The sequence below is a fragment of the uncultured Psychrobacter sp. genome, assembly GCF_947495825.1.
In the GTDB taxonomy this organism is placed as follows: Bacteria; Pseudomonadota; Gammaproteobacteria; order Pseudomonadales; family Moraxellaceae; genus Psychrobacter.
Genome location: NZ_CANMAH010000001.1, coordinates 532,613 through 557,702 on the forward strand (window position 1 = coordinate 532,613; position 25,090 = coordinate 557,702).

Annotated in this window: 14 protein-coding genes and 1 pseudogene; 2 read left to right on the forward strand and 13 right to left on the reverse strand. The window is 43.1% G+C overall.

What is annotated here, in order from left to right:
• Window positions 1–99: 99 nt before the first annotated feature.
• The 13 genes and pseudogenes from Q0895_RS02200 to Q0895_RS02260 form a co-directional block, all read right to left on the reverse strand.
• Window positions 100–1,752: a BCCT family transporter gene (locus Q0895_RS02200; RefSeq protein WP_299185161.1), complete on the reverse strand. Its 1,653-nt coding sequence runs from the start codon at window positions 1,750–1,752 to the stop codon at window positions 100–102.
• A 245-nt stretch (window positions 1,753–1,997) separates the two neighbouring features.
• The gene (locus Q0895_RS02205; protein WP_299185162.1) at window positions 1,998–3,626 is read right to left on the reverse strand and encodes a BCCT family transporter; all 1,629 of its coding nucleotides are present in this window, start codon (window positions 3,624–3,626) and stop codon (window positions 1,998–2,000) included.
• 157 nt (window positions 3,627–3,783) lie between these two features.
• Window positions 3,784–5,436 (reverse strand): annotated as a pseudogene (locus tag Q0895_RS02210) (BCCT family transporter).
• A 281-nt stretch (window positions 5,437–5,717) separates the two neighbouring features.
• Window positions 5,718–6,956: a PQQ-dependent sugar dehydrogenase gene (locus Q0895_RS02215; protein WP_299185164.1), complete on the reverse strand. Its 1,239-nt coding sequence runs from the start codon at window positions 6,954–6,956 to the stop codon at window positions 5,718–5,720.
• Between the two features lie 140 nt (window positions 6,957–7,096).
• Window positions 7,097–9,694 (reverse strand): ATP-dependent chaperone ClpB, encoded by a 2,598-nt coding sequence (clpB, locus tag Q0895_RS02220; RefSeq protein ID WP_299185166.1) that lies wholly within the window; start codon window positions 9,692–9,694, stop codon window positions 7,097–7,099.
• Window positions 9,695–10,090: 396 nt separating this feature from the next.
• Window positions 10,091–12,064, reverse strand: coding sequence for an acyltransferase family protein (locus Q0895_RS02225; protein WP_299185167.1), 1,974 nt, complete (start codon window positions 12,062–12,064; stop codon window positions 10,091–10,093).
• 631 nt (window positions 12,065–12,695) lie between these two features.
• On the reverse strand, window positions 12,696–13,487 hold the full coding sequence (locus Q0895_RS02230; protein WP_299185169.1) for an SDR family NAD(P)-dependent oxidoreductase: 792 nt from the start codon (window positions 13,485–13,487) through the stop codon (window positions 12,696–12,698).
• 107 nt (window positions 13,488–13,594) lie between these two features.
• The gene (locus Q0895_RS02235) at window positions 13,595–15,322 is read right to left on the reverse strand and encodes an AMP-binding protein (protein WP_299185170.1); all 1,728 of its coding nucleotides are present in this window, start codon (window positions 15,320–15,322) and stop codon (window positions 13,595–13,597) included.
• A gap of 218 nt (window positions 15,323–15,540) precedes the next feature.
• Window positions 15,541–16,659 (reverse strand): DNA topoisomerase IB, encoded by a 1,119-nt coding sequence (locus Q0895_RS02240; RefSeq protein WP_299185172.1) that lies wholly within the window; start codon window positions 16,657–16,659, stop codon window positions 15,541–15,543.
• A gap of 180 nt (window positions 16,660–16,839) precedes the next feature.
• On the reverse strand, window positions 16,840–17,124 hold the full coding sequence (locus Q0895_RS02245; protein WP_299185174.1) for a pyrimidine/purine nucleoside phosphorylase: 285 nt from the start codon (window positions 17,122–17,124) through the stop codon (window positions 16,840–16,842).
• Window positions 17,125–17,232: 108 nt separating this feature from the next.
• A protein-coding gene (gene prfB / locus Q0895_RS02250; RefSeq protein ID WP_299185175.1) for a peptide chain release factor 2 occupies window positions 17,233–18,328 on the reverse strand; the annotation gives its coding sequence in 2 pieces (ribosomal slippage) (window positions 17,233–18,255 and window positions 18,257–18,328; 1,095 coding nt in all).
• 178 nt (window positions 18,329–18,506) lie between these two features.
• Complete coding sequence (locus tag Q0895_RS02255) at window positions 18,507–19,214, reverse strand: HAD family hydrolase (RefSeq protein WP_299185177.1); 708 nt, start codon at window positions 19,212–19,214, stop codon at window positions 18,507–18,509.
• Window positions 19,215–19,322: 108 nt separating this feature from the next.
• Window positions 19,323–19,859, reverse strand: a complete 537-nt coding sequence (locus tag Q0895_RS02260) for a gamma carbonic anhydrase family protein (RefSeq protein WP_299185179.1) — start codon at window positions 19,857–19,859, stop codon at window positions 19,323–19,325.
• A gap of 496 nt (window positions 19,860–20,355) precedes the next feature.
• On the opposite strand from Q0895_RS02260, the gene carA reads away from it, so the two are divergent.
• Together carA and carB are read left to right on the forward strand one after the other, a co-directional pair.
• Entirely contained in the window at window positions 20,356–21,597 is a 1,242-nt protein-coding gene (gene carA / locus Q0895_RS02265) for a glutamine-hydrolyzing carbamoyl-phosphate synthase small subunit (protein ID WP_299185181.1), read from the forward strand.
• Between the two features lie 166 nt (window positions 21,598–21,763).
• Window positions 21,764–25,027, forward strand: coding sequence for a carbamoyl-phosphate synthase large subunit (carB, locus tag Q0895_RS02270; RefSeq protein ID WP_299185182.1), 3,264 nt, complete (start codon window positions 21,764–21,766; stop codon window positions 25,025–25,027).
• Window positions 25,028–25,090 lie beyond the last annotated feature (63 nt).

Consider the following 25,090-nt stretch of genomic DNA (forward strand, 5'->3'; position numbering starts at 1 on the left):
AATAGCGCTTACCACAAATATTAAATATCTTAATAATAAAAGACCCCAGCTTATATATAAGCTGGGGGTCTTTTTATGAATGTTATTTATGCGATCTTACTAATCAGACTTGGTAATTTTAGGAGGACCTTTTAGCAAATGTTCATCACGAAACTCATTCGCTGAGTTGTGTTCTGCTGATTCTTCAGTGACAAACCACTGCTGATTGCGATATAAAACCAGACGATCTCGGCTCAAGCCGCGAAGTAGTGCATACATCATTACCAGCATGACAATAGCAAATGGGAATCCTGACACAATAGCTGCGGCCTGTAATGCCCCAAGTCCTCCCGCTGCTAGCAATATCGCTGCGATAACGCCTTCAGTCCCTGCCCAAAACAGACGCTGGATCTTGGGTGGATTGGTATCACCACCTGACGTCAACATATCGATGACAAAACTGGCAGAGTCGGACGAGGTCACAAACCATAGTACGATCATTATGATAATCAAGGCAGTTGCTGCTTGAGTAAAGGGATAGGTTTCCATTAATTTAAAGATAGCACTACCGGTATCCGCTCTTACTGCCTCCACCAGTCCAGGACTGACAATATCAGGGCTGATTGCAGCAGTCAGCTCCATATGTACTGCCGAACCACCAAAGGCTGTAAACCATAAGAACAATATGGTAACCGGAATTAATAATACCCCTAATATAAACTCACGAATAGTGCGACCACGAGAGATACGAGCGACAAATACGCCAACGAACGGTGACCAGCTAATCCACCATGCCCAATAAAAAATCGTCCATGAAGATTGCCAGTTTTCCTGACCTTCATAAGACTCTGTCCATAAAGCTAGCGGAATAACTTGATGCAGATAATTACCGATATTCTCTACAAAACTATTAAATATAAACTGCGTTGGACCTAAGATAATCACAAAGCTTAATAACACGATAGTCAAAAAGATATTAATATCACTTAAACGCTTAATACCTTTATCCAGTCCCATCAATAAAGACAGCCCAGCAAGCGCTGTAATAACCGCAATCAAGACAATCTGTACTGTGATGTTATTAGGAATACCAAATAGACTCTCAAGACCAGAGTTTATCTGTAACACGCCTAGACCTAGGGTTGTGACAACCCCAAACATCGTGCCAAATACAGCTAAAGTATCGACAGTATGACCCCAACGCCCGTAAATTCTTTGACCTAATAACGGATAGAGCGTTGATCGAATTGCCAGTGGCAGACCGCGGCGATAGTGAAAGTAAGCCAATGCTAAAGCCACCATGCCATAAATCGCCCACACGTGGATACCATAATGTAAAAACGAGATGTTCATCGCAAGCTTAGCAGATGCGACCGTCTCTCCTTCACCAAGTGGCGGCGCCATAAAGTGGTACAACGGCTCAGCTGTACCCCAATAGAGTAAACCAATACCGATACCAGCTGAAAACAACATACCAATCCAAGATATGAGTTTGTATTCTGGCTTTTCCATCTGATGACCAAGCCTGATGTCACCGTATCGGCTGAATATTAAATAAATACTCATGACCACGGCTAAGTTGACTACCAAAATAAAGAACCAGCCAAAACGCATTGAAATAAACGCTTTTGCTTGCCCAAACACTACGCTTGCCAGCTCATTAAAAAAGGCACCAAAGATGATAAATGCGACAATTAAAATCGCTGAAGACAGAAATACAGGTTTACTTACCCTTGGAAAAGGGCCCAATCGACCAACCTTGACGTGATCCATAGATTTTTCCAAACTTAAAAGAGCGTCACCCTATCAAGATATTAACCATTTATCAAACACAACATCGTTACGACTGACTGTAAAGTGAGAAATAAGTCATAAACGCCAAGATTCTATTTATTGACAATTACAGTTTGAAGGTAGTCTTACTCTATTAAATGCTTTTTTGACTATATTAACTAACAAGACCCCAATCTACGAATAGATTGGGGTCTTGTTTAGAGACATTCAGTTGATACTATGACTTAGTCACCTTTAGCAATCTCAGGCGGTCCGTCCAATAGCTCTTCATCAACGAATTCGTTCGCTGTATTGTGCTCAACTGACTCTTCAGTGATAAACCGCTGCTCTGCACGGTACAATATAAGCTCGTCACGATTGAACCCTCGTATCATAGCGTATAGCATGACAAAGACGACAACGGCAAACGGAAATCCTGCCACGATAGCAGCCGCTTGTAGAGCGCCTAAGCCGCCCGCTGCCAGCAAAATAGCAGCGACAAAACCTTGAGTTATCGCCCAAAACAGACGTTGGATCTTAGGCGGATTGGTCTCACCACCTGCAGTTAGCATATCGATCACAAAACTGGCTGAGTCTGATGAAGTAACAAACCATAAGACAATCATAATGATGATTAACATCGTTGTGGCTTGCGTAAATGGATAAAACTCCATCAATTTAAAAATAGCATTACCGTAGTCATTTTGTACCACTTCAATGAACCCAGGATTGCCAATTAGCTCCATATTTACAGCCACACCGCCAAAGGTTGTGAACCAGAAAAACAGTATAACCATAGGAATAAATAATACGCCTAATAAGAATTCACGAATGGTACGACCACGGCTAATACGAGCGATAAACACACCAACAAATGGTGACCAGCTAATCCACCAAGCCCAATAGAAAATGGTCCATGATGACTGCCAATCACCCTTACTATAAGCTTCACTCCAAAAGCCTAGCTGAACGATATTTTGTACATAGTTACCTACGTTTTCAACTAAGCTGTCCATGATGTATTGAGTTGGGCCCATGATAAAAGCAAACGCTAGCAGTACAAAGGTCAAAACAATATTGGTATCACTAAGACGCTTAATGCCTTTATCCAGTCCCATTAATAAAGAACCACAGGCGAGCATAGTAATAAAAGCAATCAGCATAATTTGTACGGGTACCGAATTTGGTAGACCAAACAAACCTTCAAGCCCTGAATTGATTTGTAATACCCCAAAACCCAAGGTAGTGACGACACCAAACATCGTACCAAATACTGCTAAAGTATCAACAGCATGGCCCCACCCGCCATAAATCCTTTTACCCAATAACGGATATAGACTTGAGCGAATAGAGAGTGGCAGACCGCGGCGAAAGTGAAAGTATGCCAAGGATAACGCCACGATGGCATAAATGGCCCAAGCATGGATACCGTAATGCAAAAACGAGATGTTCATCGCTTGTTTGGCCGCTTCTACTGTCTCAGCTTCGCCAAGAGGTGGTGCCATAAAGTGATATACAGGCTCTGCGGTGCCCCAGTACATAATACCGATACCAATACCTGCTGAGAACAACATACCGATCCAAGACGGCAGGCTATATTGCGGCCTTTCAGTCTGATGACCCAAGCGGATATCACCATACTTACTAAAAATCAAATATAAACTTAAAACAACTGCTACGTTCATCAAGATAACGAACAGCCAGCCAAATCGCCGAGTAATAAAACCCTGCGCTGCAGCAAATACCGTATCAGCTAGCTCGTGAAACAGAGCGCCAAATATAATAAAACCTACAATTAAAACTGCCGAAGCAATAAAAACAGGCTTATTGACTCGTGGAAAAGGTCCTAAACGACCAATTTTGAGTTCACTCATAATACCTTCCTAAAATAGAGTTGTGCCACTATGTTTGGATATAAGTGACCTATCAAACCTAAAAATAAATATAATCACATAAAAATAGCCCTAAATGTGAGGGCTATCCATGTAAGACAATTCTTGTAACAACAAAGACGCTAACAGTTAATACGAGTTAGTCGCCTTTGACAATCTTGGGCGGACCTTTTAATAAATCTTCATCAACGAACTCATTGGCCGTATTATGATCTGCTGATTCTGCAGTGATGTAGTACTGTTGAGCTCTGTACAGTATCAATTGATCTCTACTCAAGCCGCGTAAAAGTGCGTACATCATCACAAATACAACCAAAGCAAATGGTAGACCCGCTACGATAGCTGCTGCCTGTAAAGCACTTAGCCCACCCGCTGCAAGTAAAACTGCAGCAATAACCCCTTCGGTACTTGCCCAAAATAAACGCTGTATTTTTGGCGGATTGGTATCGCCACCTGCAGTTAGCATATCAATAACAAAGCTTGCCGAATCTGAGGATGTCACGAACCAAAGTATAATCATAATAACAATGATAAAAGTAATCGGTTTGGTTAATGGGTAATACTCAATCAGTTTAAAAATTGCACTACCAAAATCTGCTTGTACCGCTTCAACGAGTCCTGGACTAGCTAAAGTGGGATCAATAGCAGCGAGCAACTCCATATGAATAGCAACGCCGCCAAAAGTAGTAAACCAGAAAAACAAGATCGTTATTGGTATTAACATGACCCCCAACACGAACTCACGAATGGTACGGCCGCGACTAATACGTGCAATAAATATACCGACGAATGGCGCCCAACTTACCCATCACGCCCAATAAAATATCGTCCATGAAGACTGCCAATTTTCTTGACCTTCATAAGCCTCGCCCCACAGTCCGAGTGGAACAAACACTGATAAGTAATTACCGACATTTTCAAGGAAACTATCAAAGATAAATAACGTTGGCCCTAGAATGACCATAAAGCCAAGTAAGATAGCCGTCAGCCCAATATTAATATCACTAAGACGCTTGATACCTTTATCTAAGCCCATCAACACAGAAATAACGGCCAAAACCGTTATAAAAGCAATTAAAGCAATTTGTACTGTTAAACTATTAGGCGTACCAAATAACTTCTCAAGTCCTGAGTTTATTTGCATAACGCCCAAACCTAAAGACGTTACAACGCCGAACATTGTCCCAAATACTGCTAAGATATCGACAGCATGTCCCCATCGGCCAAATATCTTTTTACCTAGTAGTGGATAGAGCGTTGAGCGAATTGATAGAGGGAGGCCACGGCGATAATGGAAATAGGCAAGAGATAATGCGACAAACGCATATAGCGCCCAAGCATGTAGTCCCCAATGTAAAAAGGTAAGATTTATTGCTTGTTTAGCAGTCTCTACACTACTTGGCTCACCCAAAGGTGGAGCCATGAAATGATATAAGGGCTCAGCCGTACCCCAATAAATCAGTCCAATACCGACACCAGCAGAAAACAACATGCCAATCCATGAAAATAGGCTATATTGCGGTGCCTCTGTTTGAAGACCTAAACGAATATCACCATAACGGCTCATGGCTAAATAAACACATAATGCTAAAGCTACGTTCATTAATAAAATAAAGAGCCAGCCAAACTTGTCGGTAATAAAACCTTGTAAAAAACTAAAAAGTGCTCCAGCAGTCTCAGTAAATAGCACGCCAAAGATAATAAAGCCAACGATTAAAATGCTCGACGTAATAAAGACAGGTTTGCTCACTCGCGGAAACGGTCCTAGTCTCTCAACCTTTACATGGTCCATCTGTAAATTTGCCTTAATTTTTTAAGAGGCTAACAATAACAAGATATTTCATAACTATCAAATCTAATTCAAGTACTTACAAGTTTGCAACTGATTGCAATACTTCAGATTAACAGCTTGTAACAGAGTTGAAGACAGTAATTATAGTAAGCATTAAGCATTAATATTTGCTCTTAACTTATCGATTTTCTAACAATTTTAATCCTTGCTACATCAAAAGTTGGTTATCGTTAAAGCAACTATATGGTAAAAGCATATAGTTAAAATAAGCGTGAATATCTCTATTTTGGCAAGAGCTGTAACAACCTACCATTATCGCCATCTTCTAGTACCCACACTTCGCCATCGACTGCTAAAACATCACGAATACGGGCGCCCATATCATAGCGATAACGCTCAGACGCTTCCCCTGTCTCTTTCATATCGACCACGATTAAAGCTTTAGATGATAAGCCACTCATAAGGGCATCTCCTTGCCATTCTGGAAAATCATCTTGATTACCAGCAGTATAGATACTGATGGACGAGGGTGAAATGACGGGTGTCCACGTAATCTTAGGCGGCTCGAACTCAGGACGGGTATCGTGATCAGGAATATCAGTGCCTGAATAGTTACGGCCATTAGAAACCACGGGCCAGCCATAGTTGTTGCCTTTTTTAATAAGATTAAATTCATCACCACCGCGTGGTCCCATCTCATTAGCCCACAATCTGCCTGACTCATCAAATGCCATACCAAGCACATTACGATGACCTATCGTCCAAAACTGTGAAGCAATGTTGCGAGTATTACCTGCAAATGGATTGTCTTTGGGCACAGATCCATCAGCGTTTAACCGAATTATTTTACCCAAATTAACGGTCATGTCTTGTGCAGGGTCTTTTTTCTGACGCTCTCCTGAACTGATGTATAAGTACTGCCCATTAGGAGAAAATAGCAATCGATGACTATAATGACCTTGGCCTTTTACTTTTGGAGTCTGCTGCCAAATTGGTGTGATGGCCTGCAGACTTGGCGCATCAGTATCTAACCCTACAAGTTTGGCTTTGATCACCTTAGCACCAAAAGTATTGTTGTCGGAACCGTCTCCTGCTTCGACATAACTAATATATACCATCTGATTCGTTGCAAAATCAGGCGCTAAAATAATATCGCCAAGACCACCCTGTCCGCCATAAGCCACACTTGGCACACCATTGACTTGGGTTTTATTACCCGTTTGAGTATCAACGATAAAGAGCTCGCCTGTTTTTTGAGTAACGAGTAATTTGAGGGGGTCATTTGCTGTTTTGGGTAGCGCAGTCATCGCCCATGGCTCATCAAAGGTCGCAAACTCTTTAGTCGTAAATTCAGGTTTGATAGTGCTTTTTTGGACATCATTAACAGCATTATCGGACGCTTTTGTTTGCGTAGGTGCTGTATCGGTATTTACTGTAGTTGGGTTAGAACAAGCAGAGGCGCTAAATAGTAACGCTACTATGCTTAAAGGTATCTTTATGTGCTTGGTAGTGGTTATCATCATGCTCTCCCTATCAATCTGCTTTTATCTAATATAGCAAGTGAAAACCTTATCAAGGTACAAATTATGTTTTTGTACAAAAAAACCCCTTATCTGCTATTGCAAATAAGAGGTTGATTTTGTACTACACTTTAGCGTTATTAACTCATTCTAAGCTTATCAAAGGTCAGCTTATCATCCACATCTACGTCGACTTTGATAATGTCACCAGCGACAAAGTCACCTGCCAGCAATTTTAATGACAATGGGTTTTCAATCTCTTGCTGGATTGCACGTTTTAGCGGACGTGCCCCATATACTGGATCATAACCCACCGCGACCAGCTGACTCATCGCTTCATCAGATAAGGTAATATCTAACTCACGATCTTGTAAGCGGCGACGCAAACGCTCTAGTTGGATATCAGCAATGCCAGCCATTTGTTCTTGTCCGAGCGCATGGAACACTACGATTTCATCAATACGGTTTACAAACTCGGGACGGAAATGCTCACCAACCGAATCCATCACTGCCGCTTTGATGTCTTGGTAATCTTCACCAACCATCTCTTGGATTTTATGTGAACCCAAATTACTGGTCATAATGATGACAGTATTTTTAAAATCTACAATGCGGCCTTGCGAATCAGTCAAGCGCCCATCATCCAATACTTGTAATAAAATATTGAACACATCAGGATGTGCTTTTTCTACCTCATCGAACAGAACGACGCTATAGGGCTTACGGCGTACGGCTTCTGTCAATGTACCACCCTCTTCGTAACCGACATAACCAGGAGGCGCACCTACCAAGCGGCTGACACTGTGCTTTTCCATAAACTCACTCATGTCGATACGCACCATCGCATCTTCACTATCGAATAAGAAGTTTGCCAAAGACTTAGTCAGCTCAGTCTTACCAACCCCTGTTGGCCCTAGGAATAAAAACGAACCAGAAGGACGGTTGGGATCAGACAAGCCTGCACGGCTACGACGTACTGCATTAGCCACTGACTCGACCGCTTCGTCCTGACCGATAACGCGCTCATGGAGTTTGTCCTCCATCGCTAGCATTTTATCGCGCTCGCCTTGCATCATCTTACTGACAGGAATACCAGTCGCCGCTGCTACCACTTCAGCGATCTCATTATCAGTGACTTTATTACGCAGTAATTTTACGCCTGTAGGCTCACCTATCTGCTCTTCTTGCTCAGCCAGATCAGACTCATTAATACGGCGCTCAAGCTGCGGAATGGTCTCATACTGCAGTTTACTCATGGTCTCATAATCGCCTTCTCGGCTGGCCTTATCATAGGCAATCCGCGCTTTGTCAAGCTCATCTTTGAGCTGTTGACTGCCTTTGACCAGCGCTTTTTCTGCTTGCCAGACTTCATTGAGATCAGCATATTCTTTTTCGAGCTCATCAATTTGCGTATCAAGTACTTTACGCTCTGCTCGTGCGCCAGCATCCTCTTCGTTTTTGAGCACTTCGCGCTGCATTTTTAGCTGAATAAGACGACTATCGAGCTTACCTAATGCTTCAGGTTTACTGTCCATCTCCATACGCAGGCGACTTGCCGCCTCATCGATCAAATCAATGGCCTTATCTGGCAATTTACGATCGGTAATATAGCGATGACTCATACGCGCCGCTGCGATAATTGCGCTGTCTTGAATATCGACACCATGGTGCAGCTCATAACGCTCCTTTAGACCTCGCAAAATAGCAATGGTATCTTCAACGGTCGGCTCATCAACCAATACTTTTTGGAAACGACGCTCAAGCGCCGCGTCTTTTTCGATGTATTGGCGATACTCATCTAAAGTAGTGGCACCAACGCAATGCAGCTCACCGCGTGCTAACGCAGGCTTTAGCATGTTCCCTGCATCCATCGCGCCATCAGTTTTACCAGCACCAACCATGGTATGCAGCTCATCAATAAACAAGATGACATTGCCTTCTTGTTTGGCTAGATCACTCAGCACACCTTTGAGACGTTCTTCAAACTCACCGCGGAATTTTGCTCCAGCTATCAATGCGCCCAGATCTAAAGACAGCACCTCTTTATTACGCAAGCCTTCTGGTACATCTTTTTGAATGATTTTTTGCGCTAGGCCTTCAACGATAGCAGTCTTACCGACACCTGGCTCACCGATGAGCACGGGGTTGTTTTTGGTACGGCGCGAGAGAACCTGAATAGTACGGCGAATCTCTTCATCGCGGCCGATGACGGGGTCGAGCTTGCCAAGCTCTGCTCGCTCGGTCAGATTTATCGTATACTTATTGAGCGCATCACGCTGATCTTCAGCGTTTTGATTGTCTACTTTATCATTACCACGTAATTGCTCGATAACTGCTTTTAACTTATCAGCAGTCACGCCAGCACTCTCAAATATCTTTTTGGTCTCACCTTGTTCAGCCAGTGCCAATATGACCCATTCAGTAGCAATAAAATCATCACCAGCTTTTTGCGCTTGACGATCTGCAAGATTTAGAATTTTGACTGAGTTTGGATTTAGGTTTACATCTCCTGTCGGCTCGCTAATCTTGGCTTGATTATCTAATGCTTTTGCCACGCCATTTTTTAGTGCAGGAATAGAAGCCCCTGCTTGCTGACAGATAGATAAATTGGACTCATCCTGCAGTAGAACGGCAAGCAAATGCACTGGATCAATGCCAGTATTATCACGTCCTAATGCCAAGCTTTGAGCCTCTTGGATAGCGGCTTGCAGCTTTTGCGTAAATTTCTCAAATCTCATATGGTTATCCTTTTATAATTCATATTTTTTTAACAGTTTTTATAACAGGCCTATAAGATAGCCCTCTGTTTGTCTGCTATATATATGCGGGATACCGCCCTGTATTTCAACTAAAAATATATAGTGTCAACATCAGTTAATGACTTATTGGTAATAGTGCAAAAATACCAGTTATTATCTAAACCTTACTCACAGTATTGGTATTGATTACAGATGTTATTTGGTGTGCTTGGTAGGTATTTCAAGAGAATACTTCAAAAGTAAAACGTCATAAGAAGAAAGGAAAAATGGCAAAATCTGCTGCTTTAAAAGTCATCAAAACAAAAAAAGCCCAGAGCGTTGGTTAAACCGACGCTTTGGGCTCTTTTTGCATTAACTTAGAAGTTTTAAATGTTCTTAACTAACCGTAGATAACGCTTCTTTTAGTTTATCTTCAAATTTATCCTTTATAAAATGTGCATACTCTATACTGATGTGCTCTGCATCGCGATACATTATTTTTCCAGAAAAAGTAGTTGGGCATTTTTCGGCGGTACAGAACATATCTGACATATCAATACCTGTAATAATGTCTTGATACTCTATAGTAGGATCAGTCGGCAATAAAGCATCTGTCCGATCTATGACGCAGGCGTCTGTATCTGCTACATTTCTACTTCTATGTAAACAGTCTGGCACGTCAAAACTAAAGCGTGGATTGTCTCTTATACCAATCACATCTATTTCGTTATCAGAGATTACTTTCCAAGTATCGATATAAGATTGAGGGATAAACTCCTTTTGGTCTACCACCGTTCTAGTAGAGTTAGTGATAACAGCATAAGGCGCTATCTCTATAATTTTTTTGACTGCTTCTTCATTCCATTTATGGCAAGACTCGTTAGAGCTTTCTACCACTCCTAACGGGCAACCTGCCTTTGTCATATTAATCACTTTAAAGTTATTATCTTTACCGATGGTGTCTAGTGCAGTGATCCATTGCACTGCATGAGACCCTCCTGCTAGTACTATCTCACGATCAGACGTCAAATCTCCAAAATCGCAAGTAGTCACCTCCTCGTCATCCATAGATTGATTACAACCCGCCGCATAGGCAGCTGGGACTCTTTGCTTTATTGTAAGCAGACGTTCGCGATCTGGTTTGAAGCTTTCATCTTCTAAGTAAATTTTATCGCCTGTAAATGGTTCAATAGATTTTTGCTCCAATTCTATCTTAGCACTTTCAGTAGTAGAGACGACTTCGTGTCTAAAGGCGAAAGCCGCTACCACCACAGGTAAGAAAAACAGAATTCCGATTGAAAAATTCACCAATACTTTTTCTCTTGGTATCCTTCTAAAAGGAGATTCTATTTTTTTGCTGGTAAAGTAAGCCAAAATCGTAGATACGATCATTATCATTAGTCCCTGTAAGAGACTGATAGACTCATAACCGAAGTATTCTTTATAAAATATCAAGATGGGCCAATGCCATAGATAGATAGTGAAGGATATCCCTCCTAAAAACACTAGGAACTTATTTGACAGTAGGTTGTTTACGACGCCCTTACCACCGACACCTGACATAATAATAAAGACTGCACCAAGTACAGGAATTAAGGATACAGGGCCTGAAAAATTTGCGCCTCTGGGTATGAAGATTGCACCGCCAATGATCAGAGCAATACCCAAAATGCCCAAAATCTGTCTATACTTTATTTTTTTGGCATTGGAGATTAAAAGAAAAGAGAGTGAACCAAAGAAAAACTCCCAAATTCTAGACAGTGGATTGAAGTAACTCATTGCTGGATCGTCTTTGACTAGCATAGTAGCGTAGGCAAAGGACGCCAATATAATAACGATTATTCCTAAAAACAGAGGCGCTGATGTTTGTCTTTTCTTCGCAAGATAGGCAAGAGGGATAAGAATCAGTGGAAAAACCACATAAAACTGCATTTGAATAGACAATGCCCAAAACTGCTGAACCGGGCTTGGCGGTCTACCAGTAGATAGATAATCGACAGAAAGCCTAATTAACTGGATGTTTTCAAGGTGCAAGGCACTGGCGATGATCTCGTGTAGTACAGTGTATATAAGAACTGGAGATGAGATAAAGTAGCTGGCAACGAGTGTCGCTGCAAGTACAATATACGCTGATGGCGCGACTCTCTTTATAACGCCACCCCAAAAAGGAAATGGGCTGACCGTGCCATTCAAAAAATAGCCTTTCAATACAATTGAGGCCATTAAGAATCCGGAAACGACGAAAAATACATCAACCCCGCCTGACACCTTATTGAACCAAATATGGAACACCATAATAATGAGTGCACCTATGGCCCTTAGTCCTTGGATGTCGTTTCGATACTCATGGTGGGTGTACTTTTCAAACACGGATTCCTCCCTATATTCATATAAGCGATTATAAACAATAGCACAGAAATATTAAAAAGAAAGAGGTAACATAAAGGAGTTTAGATATACGGTATTATAACGTTGATATACGGTTGTGTAATAACGTGACAATAACCGCTATAGCTGTTTTTATCATCGAAGAAGTATATGTAAGGCTGCTTTTTTGACGCCTTAAAATGATAAATAGTAGATAGTAATTTTTAATAAGAGTTAATAACTGCAAGGTATGCACAGAATTGCAAACAAATCCTTGATTCATAAGGATTTTATTTACAGCTGTATTATAAGAAGGTCTTTATAATGATGTATCATTGTTTTTAATGTAGTCGGCGTTATTTATACAAGCTGTTATATTGGTAACAAGATTAGCTATGGTAGCTAAACTAATTCAAACATATGACAGATTTTTGCCGAGTTATATCGAAAAGAATATAGAGAAATGACATGCGCCTTGCTCTTGTTCGCTGTTTATTGGAAAGACATATTACTACATCGACCAATCACAAATCTACGATAAATAGCAAAGCGCTATGCTAAGGTTGATGAGGTTTTTGTAAATAAGAATTTTATATCAAAGAGTTATCTGTGTATTACCGTCAATTAATACAACCTAAACCATACGAATAGCACCATCTAAACGGATGACTTCCCCGTTTAAGTAGGCGTTGTCAATGATGTGTAGGACCAGTTTGGCAAACTCATCAGGAGCACCCAAACGTTTAGGATAAGGGACGCCCGCTTCTAACTGCTCACGCGCTTTTTCAGGGATGGTATCCATCATAGGCGTCGCAAATACTCCAGGCGCGATAGTCATGACGCGAATACCGTGACGTGCCAGTTCGCGCGCGAGTGGTAAAGTCAGACCGACCACACCCGCTTTGGACGACGCATAACTTGCTTGGCCTACTTGCCCATCAAAAGCTGCAATAGAAGCAGTATTAACAATAACCCCATTATCAGCATTTTTTTCTGCAGCGCTTTCTGTATCACTGTTATTCGCCATACGCTTGGCAATAGAAGCTGCGACCAAACGCGCCACATTAAAAGAGCCAACAAGATTGATATTAACCCCGCGGCTAAAAGCGTCAAGGTCCGCTGGATTGTTTTCGCGATCAAGTAGCTTTTGTACGACAGCGATACCTGCGCAGTTGATAGAGCCCTGCAGACCGCCAAACTCTTTTTCAGCCATATCCACAGCTGCTTTTACCTCTTCACCACTGGTAACATCACAGCGTACAAAACGTACATTCTCGCCCAGCTCATCGACCAGCGCTTGTCCCACCGACTCATTCAAATCAGCGATGACAGCTTTACCGCCTTGAGCGACGATAGCGCGAACTACGGACTCGCCCAATCCTGATGCACCACCAGTCACCAAAAAGCTGTGTTGTTGAATTTGCATGATTATTCCTTATTTATTTGAGATTTTGTATTTTTAGTTAAAATATTAGAAAGCTTTTAGTTAATATTATTAAAAATTTTGACAACTAAGTCTGTTCATTTAGCAGCTTATTCAGCAGTCAAACTTCGCAATAAAAAGCGCTGAATCTTACCGCTTGGCGTCTTTGGTAGTGCTGCAACAAATTCAATCTCACGTGGATAAGCGTGGGTTGATAAGCGCTTACGTACCAAGTCTTTAATTTGCTGGGCAATCTCTTCACTGCCTTCGATGCCATCTTTTAGCACCACATAAGACTTAATATTGTGTCCGCGCACCTCATCAGGGACACCAACGGCAGCTGATTCGGCAACAGCCTCGTGTTCTAATACAGTGTTTTCGACATCCGTTGGACCGACGCGATAACCTGCCGTCGTAATGATGTCATCGTCACGACCTGAGAACCAATAGCTACCGTCACTATGACGCTCAACCACATCGCCTGTTAGATAATAATCCTCAAAGAACGCCTGCTTTTCGTTCCAGCTATAACCACGGAAATAAAACGCTGGCGATTGACTGACCACAACTGCTAGCTGACCTTGCTCGCCATCGGGCAATACTTGCATGTCATCATCCAATACGACGAGGGTATGTCCTGGCAGTGCCATACCCATTGAGCCGACTGGGCATTCATGCTCTAAGGCATGGTGCTCACAGCAAGTCATTCCAGTCTCTGTCTGTCCATACTGATCACAGACTTTGCAGCCTAGATAACTCTCAATCCAGCTTACTACTTCAGTATTTAACGTTTCGCCTGCTGAATTGGCACAGCGTAGTGATAATTTTGAAGGGTTGTTTTCAGAAGTTTCCTCAAAGACACCGCTGGATTTCATCATGCGAAAAGCCGTTGGTGAAGAAGCCAAGTTAGTAATCTTATGACGCACTATAAAGTCGCGCGTATTGGTCGCGTCAAAACCCGCTTCATTGAAGTGAGTCGTGATACCTAATAGTAGAGGTCCGGTAATTGCATAGTACAAACCATACGCCCAGCCTGGATCTGCCATATTCCAGTAGTTATCACTCTCGCGCAGATCAATTGCATAGCGCATATACAGATAAAAAGCTGGCAACGCGGCTAATGGAACACTGACACCTTTTGACTTGCCAACGGTTCCTGAAGTAAACATCTGCAAAAATGACGCATCAGTGTCTAACAACACTGGCGACGCTGTTTGTGACTGTTGGTTTTGGGCCTGCGCTGCCACCTTTTCGATCATCTCGTTATAATTATCATCACCCCAAGCCTTACTATCAGCGGTACTACCAACCAAGACCATTTTGGTCTGCTCAGCCAAGTCTTCGAACTTGCTACGGTTATCGGCATTGGTAAAGACGACTTTAGTATTGGCCTTGTCCATCCGGTACTTGATTGAATCATAGCCAAAAGCGGTAAATAGAGGCTGATATATCGCCCCTAGTCGCCAAGTCGCAAGTACAATAATTAATAACTCAGGCGTACGCGGCAGCATGGTCGCTACTTGATCACCAACCTCTACGCCATAAGACTGTAGTAAACTGGCTACCTGCGCGCTGGCTTTATCTAATTCACCAAAGCTCATGCGTGTCACATTGCCTGTAGTGTCTTCATGCACCAGCGCAATGTTATCAGCACGACCATCTCGTACATGTCGTCCACAGCATGCCATATAAGCATTGAGACGATCATCCAAATGCTCGCCAAAGATTTCTGTTAACAACGCATCCATATCAAAATTATTATAATAATCAGCATAGCTTGTTAAAGCGTTTGAATCGGCGTTTTGAGATGAATGGGTATTTGAAGATGAGGTAGTCATAAGCTAATCCTTTAGCAGTAGAAAATATAGAACAACTGACAAAAACTGGTCAATGTTGATTTTAGTAGTTTGGTTTTAAAAGCAAAGCGGTTACATCCTATAAACCGTTTGGCATCCTAATATTTAAGTCAATCTATTAGTAACGTATTTATATATTTATTTCAATACATAACGTATCATTTTTATAATTAAATGCAAACCCTCTAATAGATACACTTTTATTCTAATGCGCTTAAAAATCCAAGCAACGCTTTTTCTTCACAGCGTTGATAGTCTTTGGTGCGTCCAAGACGTGCTTGTTTATAAGACGCAAAAAACTCTCCCGCTAAAAACTTCTCAATAATAATGGGATGAATGTAGGAAGCTCGGCACACGGCAGGCGTATTGCCCAGCTCATCTGCTACATTTTTGACCATATCCGTAATGAGCTGTTGGCGCTCGTCGCTCTCAGGCGCACTTGTTAATATCTTTTTGCCTATTGACGTTTGCAGCTCATCATAGAGGTAGCTTGCCGCCAGCACGCTTGCCATCCATGTACGAAAGTCCTTTGCGCTATACATTTTGCTCTCACACTCATTACTACAAGTATGCGTGCGCAAATAGTCATTGATATCTGCACTATCGACCACTTGCTTATCACCGTTGTCATCCAAATACTTAAAAATCTGATAACCAGGCAGTTCACTACATGCCTGTACGATGTCGATTAGACGCTCGTCCTGCAACTCAATATGATGCTCTTTGGCACTTTTACCGACAAAGTTAAACGCCAGTCCGTTGTCTGTTTCGCTCACGTGCTTACTGCGCAGCGTACTCAGACCATAGCTTTTATTAAGCTTAGCATAGCGGCTATTGCCAATACGAATCAAAGTTGTCTCTAATAGTTTGACCACAGCAGCCAGCACATTCTCACGGGATAATGGCTCAGCTTCCAAATCTTTTTCGACTTGTGCGCGTAAGTTTGGTAGTGCTTTGGCAAAGCCTATCATGGCATCAAACTTAGCCTGATCACGGATATGATTCCATTTTGGATGATAAAGGTATTGTTTACGTGCCTTGTCATCGCGTCCCGTTGACTGCAAATGGCCTTTTTCATCTTGGCATATCCAAACCTCTGTCCACATCGGCGGTATCACCAAATCATTGAACCGCTTGCGCAGGGCTTTGTCTTTCACAGTCTTGCCAGTCGCATCGCGATAAGTAAATCCGCGCCCCCAACGCCGACGGGTAAACCCAGGTTCATCATCGCTGACATAACGCAGATTGGCTCGCTGTGCTAAACGCTCATAATCGTGACGCGTATCTTCTATAATCGCTTGCTCGCTTGCCTTTACCATAAAACAGTACGCCTCTTAAAAGTGGTGGGTTTAGCATAATTAACTGGCGCTATTTTTGCTGTTTACTTGCCACAGATAAAGTGTAATGCTGTGTAAAATATAGCTTATCAGGCTCCCATAAAAAAAACGCCAAGCGTTAATCACTTGGCGTTTATTGTTCTAATGCTAATTTAAAAACCACTATTTACCATACGTACATAAATAAGCCGTTTCTACGTCAACTTTGACGTTGAACTTTTTATTGGCTTCAACAGTAAACTGCTCGCCTGCATTGAAGGTTTGCCACTCGTTACTTTCAGGTAGCTTGACCGTTAGTGCCCCACTAACGACGCTCATGGTTTCAAACTCGCTAGTGTCAAACTCATATTCACCCACACTCATGACACCGACAGTAGCTGGCTTGGTCGCCGTCTGAAAAGCAATAGAAGTCACTTTATCATCAAAATAATTATTAACGCTTGGCATAACTTTTCCTTAAGTAATTTTTGTTTTGTTATCCAACTATCAACCTTATGGACTACTGTAGGCTGTGGCTACTTCAAAAAGAGTAAAAATTTATTCTTAAAAACACCCCTACAATCCCGCTTTGAGACTCGCTTCAATAAATTGATCGAGGTCACCATCAAGCACCGCGCCGGTGTTAAAAGTTTCAACCCCAGTACGCAAGTCTTTGATACGCGAGTCATCGAGCACGTAAGAGCGAATTTGACTGCCCCAACCGACGTCGGATTTATTATCTTCGACCGCTTGTTGTTTTTCCATACGTTTTTGCATCTCAAGCTCATAAAGCTTGGCACGTAGCATTTTCATCGCGGTGGCTTTATTACCATGCTGGCTACGCTCATTCTGACAAGTGACTACTACTCCACTTGGCTCATGAGTAATACGCACCGCAGAGTCCGTGGTGTTGACGTGCTGACCGCCCGCGCCCGATGAGCGATAAGTATCGATACGCAAGTCTGCTGGGTTGATATCAATCTCGACATTATCATCAATTTCAGGCGAGACAAAAACGGCAGCAAATGAAGTATGGCGACCATTATTACTATCAAATGGGGACTTACGGACTAAGCGATGCACGCCAATTTCGGTACGTAGCCAGCCAAATGCATAATCGCCTTTGATCTCAATCGTTGCCGATTTAATACCAGCGACGCTACCAGAAGATACTTCAATGACATCGACCTTAAAGCCATGCGACTCCGCCCAGCGCGTATACATACGCAGTAGCATCTCCGCCCAATCCTGCGCTTCCGTGCCGCCACTACCCGATTGAATATCTAAGTAGCAGTTATTCGGATCCATCTCGCCACTAAACATGCGGCGAAACTCTAATTCTGCAATGCGCTTCTCCGCATCGTTAAGCTCAGCTTGCACATCAGTAAGTAATGACTCGTCTTCTGCCTCTACCGCCAGCTCTAACATAGCAGATGCATCTGCTAAGGTAGTCTCAAGTGACACCACAACATCGATGATGCCATCAAGCTGGCTTTTTTCTTTATTTATCTTGGTTGCACGCTCTGGATCATTCCATAGCTCAGGGTTTTCTAATTCTAAATTGACTTCTTCTAAGCGTTCTTGCTTGCCATCGAAGTCAAAGATACCTCCGAAGGTCCTGTCCTCGCTCAGATAGATCTTTGATTTGTTCTTGATACGGATTGATTTCCATAGGTTTTCCTGTGTTTATTAAGTAATAGTGTCTATTGTAGGCTGGGTTTTTAACCCAGCTTCAGAACTTTACAAATTTAAAATGCTGGGTTAAAAACCCAGCCTACGCCAAAAATAATAATTATTAAAAGCGATATTGTAGACTACTCATTGCAATGACGTTGCTAAATAATGAAAAGCTAAATCGACCAATCTTCTACTGCCCAGCGATGAGCGAGCGCATGTGCATGCAATGCATCATCAGGTGACACGCAAATAGCCACATCAGCCCAATCTAATAATGGTATGTCATTTTTGGAGTCTGAGTACGCATAAGTTTTTTCAAACTTAACACCCGCTATTTGCTGCTTATCAAGCCATTTATCAAGATGATAAATCTTACCTGCTTGGAAGTTTGGCTTATCAGTCAATTTGCCAGTATAGCGCTCATCTTTGATTTCAAGCGGTGTGGCAAGCACATTGGCCTCTGTAATGCCAAATCGCTTGGCAATAGCAGACACCACAAAGTCATTGGTTGCAGAAATAATCACGACATCATGACCTTGCTCAATGTGCTGACACAGCACTTCCATCGCTTTTGGACGGATATGAGGCTCGATTTCACTTTTAATATAATCCTCGCGCAATTCGTGCAGTCTATCCATCGGCAAGCTACTCAAAAACTGCGCGACAAACTCATTATATTCTGTCGCATCAAGCGTACCTTCGATATAGTCTTGATAAAACTTTTGGTTGGCAGTGCGATATTCGGCTTCATCGACAAGATCATGTTTGACGATATATTCGCCCCATAAATAATCGCTATCGACGTCGAGCAACGTGTGGTCTAAGTCGAACAACGCTAAGGTGCGTGCGACAGGAACGGTGTCGTCAGTTTTGGTACTCATATTAAAAAACTCATGAAAGTAGATGTTGGTTAGGACGTTTAGATATCGCTAAATTGGTTGATATAGCCAATACTAAGTAAAATGGATACGTTAGGTTATGACGCGCGGCTATTCTGGCTGTTCAATCTCTTTTAGACCGGTTTTAAACTTCTGGCAACGCGCTGCATAATGCATAGCAGATTCTTTTAGCATAGCTACTTGATCATCAGTCAGGGTTTTCACTACTTTTGCTGGGGCGCCCATAACTAACGAGTTATCTGGAATCTGTTTGCCCTCAGTGACCAAAGCTTTTGCACCAATGATGCAATTTTTGCCAATTTTGACGTTGTTTAACACTACAGCGCCGATGCCAATCAGACTATTATCATCCACTTCGCAGCCGTGCAACATAGCTAAATGACCGATAGTAACATAATTGCCAATTTTGACTTCAATACCTTCATCGGTATGGATAACGCTATTCTCCTGCACATTACTATAATCGCCAATATGAATGCGCTCGTTATCACCGCGAATGACCGCCCCAAACCAAATACTGGCTTGATGACCTAAGTAAACGTCACCGATGACACGTGCTGAATCTGCAACCCAACCGTTGAATGGACTAGCAAACTCAGGGGTTTTGTCTAAATACTGATAAATCATAACGAATCCTTGTTTTAATTGTACGTGTTGACTTTATGGTTTAGTAGATATAATTAAGTGCCGTCCATTGTGGCAAAGCTATGTCGTAAAATCCAGCCGTTTTGATAGAAGGCTTATAGTTATATCAACTTTAAGTAGTCAGTTAGATATCTTAAAGCTTAGGTTATTTTTGATTTTTGGAGGGATCAGTTCAACTATTATTTGATAAGTGCTTATTAACCTCGCTAATCGGCTAGCTATATTGGCATATATTGTATATAATGCGCAAAATCTGTGCCTAAGCGAGCGGACATGATGCAAGTTACCTATTCACTACCCAGTGAGTTTTGTAGTTTTCATCAATAATGTCTTCTCGCTTTTTTGTGGAAAATTTTTGACTTTAGCCCTTTTTTATTCTGGTTTTGACGGCAGTTTTAACAGTATAAAAAGCGTCTATAAGCCAATATTTGAACCAACATATTATTATGGCACTCACAAATAATAGCGGAGGCAACCCTTGAATTCATCGGCAGAAGTACAAGCAATTTTGGCACTAGCAGACGGTACGATTTTTCGCGGTGTCAGTATCGGCAGTCTTGGTCATCGTGTCGGCGAAGTGGTCTTTAATACAGCCATGACAGGGTACCAAGAGATCCTGACTGACCCAAGCTACGCACGTCAATTAGTCACTCTCACCTACCCGCACATTGGTAATACTGGTACCAATGCTGAAGATGTCGAGTCTGGTAATGGACACCAAGTATGGGCAGATGGCCTGATCATTCGTGATGCCACCATGGCAACATCCAACTTTCGCAACTCCCAATCACTAAGCGATTATCTACAAACCCATGACACTGTCGCCATCGCTGACATTGATACCCGCCAATTGACCCGCTTATTACGTGATAAAGGCGCACAAAACGGTTGTATCATGACCGCATCTAATGGCACAACGATTAGCACTGATGACGAACAACAAGCTATTAAACTGGCGCAAGAATTTGCTGGTATTGAAGGCATGGACTTGGCCAAAGAATGTTGTACGCCGACGATGTTTGAGTGGACAGCGGGCAGCTGGGATTTGTCAGACACCTTACTCAACCGTGATGTGCCTGGTAGTCATGATAGCGGCACAGGCGGCTTCTTTAAGCAGTTAGGTACACATGTGGACACAACATATAATGTCGTCGCCTACGACTTTGGTAGTAAAACCAATATTTTGCGTATGCTGGTCGACCGCGGCTGTCATGTGACAGTGGTACCAGCGCAAACGCCGATCAAAGACGTGCTATCGATGAACCCAGATGGTATTTTCTTATCAAATGGTCCTGGCGATCCTGCTGCTTGCGATTACGCTATCGACGCGGTACGTCACATCATTGAAGAGACTGATATTCCAACCTTTGGTATTTGCCTAGGTCACCAGCTCATCGGTCTTGCCAGCGGTGCTAACACCATCAAGATGAAAACTGGACATCACGGTGCCAACCATCCAGTACAGGACTTAGCAGCTGGGACGGTTATGATTACCAGCCAAAACCATGGTTTTGCGATTGATGAAGACACGCTGCCTGACAACGTTGAATCAACGCATCGCTCGCTATTTGACGGCACTAACCAAGGGATTGAGCTGACCAATAAGCCTGTCTTTAGCTTTCAAGGTCACCCAGAAGCTAGTCCTGGTCCACATGATGCTGCGCCACTATTTGATAAATTTGCAGATATGATGGCAGCTGCTAAAACGGCTAAAGCTTAAAGTCTTGATAAACAGTCATTAACCGTCAGTAGATAGTCAACTGTCGAACAATAAATATAACGCTTGAATCACCAATAGCGGCTAAAGCGTTATCATACAAAACATGATAAACCCTATAAACGTATAGATTCACTAAAATATCATTTAAACGAAGGTAGCCCTAACTATGCCAAAACGTACCGACATAAAAAGCATTCTTATCATTGGCGCAGGCCCTATCGTCATCGGTCAAGCGTGTGAGTTTGACTACTCAGGCGCGCAGGCGTGTAAAGCACTACGCGAGGAAGGCTACCGCGTCATCTTGGTCAACTCAAACCCTGCCACCATCATGACCGACCCTGTTATGGCTGACGCAACTTATATCGAGCCAATCACTTGGCAGACGGTTGAGCAAATCATCGCCACTGAGCGTCCTGACGCTATCTTGCCCACAATGGGCGGCCAGACCGCACTTAACTGTGCGCTAGACTTGGACAAGCATGGCGTGTTGACCAAATATAACTGCGAGCTGATTGGTGCCACCAAAGACGCTATCGAGATGGCAGAAGACCGCGAACTATTTGACCAAGCTATGAAACGTATCGGTCTTGAATGTCCGCGTGCTGAAACTGCTGAAACCATGGAAGAGGCCTTTGCTACCCAAGAAAAGATGGGCTACCCATGTATCATCCGTCCATCATTTACTATGGGCGGCTCAGGCGGCGGTATCGCCTATAACCGCGATGAGTTTATCGAAATCTGCGAGCGCGGTTTTGATTTATCACCCAACCATCAATTGCTTATCGATGAGTCATTAATTGGCTGGAAAGAGTATGAGATGGAAGTGGTGCGTGACAAAAACGACAACTGCATCATCATCTGTGCCATTGAAAACTTTGATCCTATGGGCGTACACACGGGCGACTCAATCACTGTCGCCCCAGCTCAAACCTTGACCGATAAAGAATACCAAATCATGCGTAATGCCTCGCTTGCGGTACTACGTGAGATCGGCGTCGAAACTGGTGGCTCAAACGTGCAGTTCGGTATCAACCCAAATACTGGCCGCATGGTCGTCATCGAGATGAACCCACGCGTATCACGCTCATCGGCACTGGCCTCAAAAGCCACAGGTTTCCCGATTGCCAAAATCGCTGCAAAGTTAGCCGTTGGTTATACCCTAGATGAATTGCAAAACGACATCACAGGCGGCAAAACGCCAGCCAGCTTTGAGCCTGCGCTTGACTATGTTGTCACCAAGATTCCGCGCTTTAACTTCGAAAAATTCCCACAAGCGGACAACATCCTATCGACACAAATGAAGTCGGTCGGCGAAGTCATGGCAATCGGTCGTAACTTCCAAGAGTCGATGCAAAAAGCCCTGCGCGGCATGGAAACAGGCGCTGACGGTTTTGACGAGCAAATCGATCTGGCAACAGTACCTGCTGATAAAGCGCGTTCTGAGATTGTCAATCGTCTAACCATCCCAACGCCTGAACGTATTTATTATCTTGCTGATGCGTTTCGAGTGGGTATGAGTGTCGATGACGTCTTTAACTACACCAAAATTGACCCATGGTTTTTGGTACAAATCGAAGATATCGTCAAAACTGAAGCACAAGTTAAAACCTTAGGCTTTGGCGGCTTAACTGAACAAAACATGCGTAGCTTTAAGCGTAAAGGCTTATCAGACCTGCGTTTAGCCAAACTACTTGGCATATCACAAAAGCAATTACGCAAAAAACGTTGGGATTTAAACGTTTATCCGGTTTACAAGCGCGTCGATACCTGTGCGGCTGAATTTGCCACCAGCACCGCCTACATGTACTCAACCTACGATAGTGAATGCGAAGCCAACCCAACTGATAAGAAAAAAATCATGGTGATCGGCGGTGGTCCTAACCGTATCGGTCAAGGCATTGAGTTTGACTATTGCTGTGTACACGCAGCGCTTGCCATGCGCGAAGACGGCTATGAAACCATCATGGTCAACTGTAACCCAGAAACGGTCTCAACCGACTATGACACCTCAGACCGCCTCTACTTTGAGCCCATCACACTAGAAGATGTGCTTGAGATCGTGCGTATCGAAAACCCAGACGGCGTCATCGTACAGTTTGGTGGGCAGACGCCATTGAAACTGGCGCGCGCATTAGAGTCTGCTGGCGTAAAAATCATCGGTACCAGTCCTGATGCAATTGACCGCGCTGAAGATCGTGAACGCTTCCAGCATATGATTCAACAGTTAAATTTGGTGCAACCATCAAATGCTCTAGCAACCAGTTTAGAAGATGGTTTGGTCAAAGCCAAAGACGTCGGCTATCCGTTAGTCGTTCGTCCATCATACGTCTTGGGCGGCCGCGCGATGGAAATCGTCTATAACGAAGACGAGCTAAGACACTACTTACGCACTGCCGTACGAGCATCAAATGAAGCGCCAGTCCTATTAGATCGCTTTTTGGATGATGCTATCGAAGTCGATGTCGACTGTGTTTGTGATGGTAATGACGTCGTGATTGGCGGTATCATGCAGCATATCGAACAAGCAGGCGTGCACTCTGGCGACTCGGCATGTTCATTACCGCCTTACTCATTATCAAATGAGCTTTGCGATCAAATGCGTGCGCAAACGGTGGCGATGGCAAAAGAGCTTGGCGTGGTCGGCCTGATGAACGTACAGTTCGCGGTAAAAGGCGACACCGTTTATATCCTTGAGGTCAACCCACGTGCCGCTCGTACCGTGCCGTTTGTCTCTAAATGCATTGGTACGTCATTAGCACAAGTGGCAGCGCGCTGTATGGCTGGCACTTCGCTTAAGGATCAAGGCTTTACTAAAGAGATTGTCCCTGCATTCTACGCAGTAAAAGAAGCGGTATTCCCATTTGCCAAATTCCCTGGTGTTGACCCAATCTTGAGTCCTGAAATGAAGTCGACTGGTGAAGTTATGGGCGTGGGCAAAACCTTTGGCGAAGCGTTTTATAAGGCTATTATCGGTAGTAACGAGCGCCTGCCAGGTTTACCAACGGCGGGTGAAACCAAGACTGTCTTTATCTCAGTCCGTGATAGCGACAAGGCACAAATCGCTCCTATCGCGCGCCAATTGTCAGACTTTGGATTTGATATCGTTGCTACTACTGGTACCCAAAAAGTACTGAGCGATGCGGGTATTGAATGTAAGAAAATTAATAAGGTCACCGAAGGCCGTCCGCATATCGTCGATGCCTTGAAAAACGGCAAAATTGACCTTATTATTAACACAACCGAAGGCAAGCAGGCGCAAGAGGATTCGTTCTCCATCCGTCGCAGTGCGCTACAAGGTAAAGTATTTTATGTCACAACCTTAGGTGCAGCAGATGCTGTTTGTAAATCTTATGCCATTGACTTGCCATTTGACGTGTATAAGTTACAAGATTTGCATGAGCAAGCAAAGGTAGTTGACGCGACTGAATAAATTCAGTAGATTAACTATATTCGTAACCTTAATAGTATAACTTTTAAAAAGCATAGTGGCTTA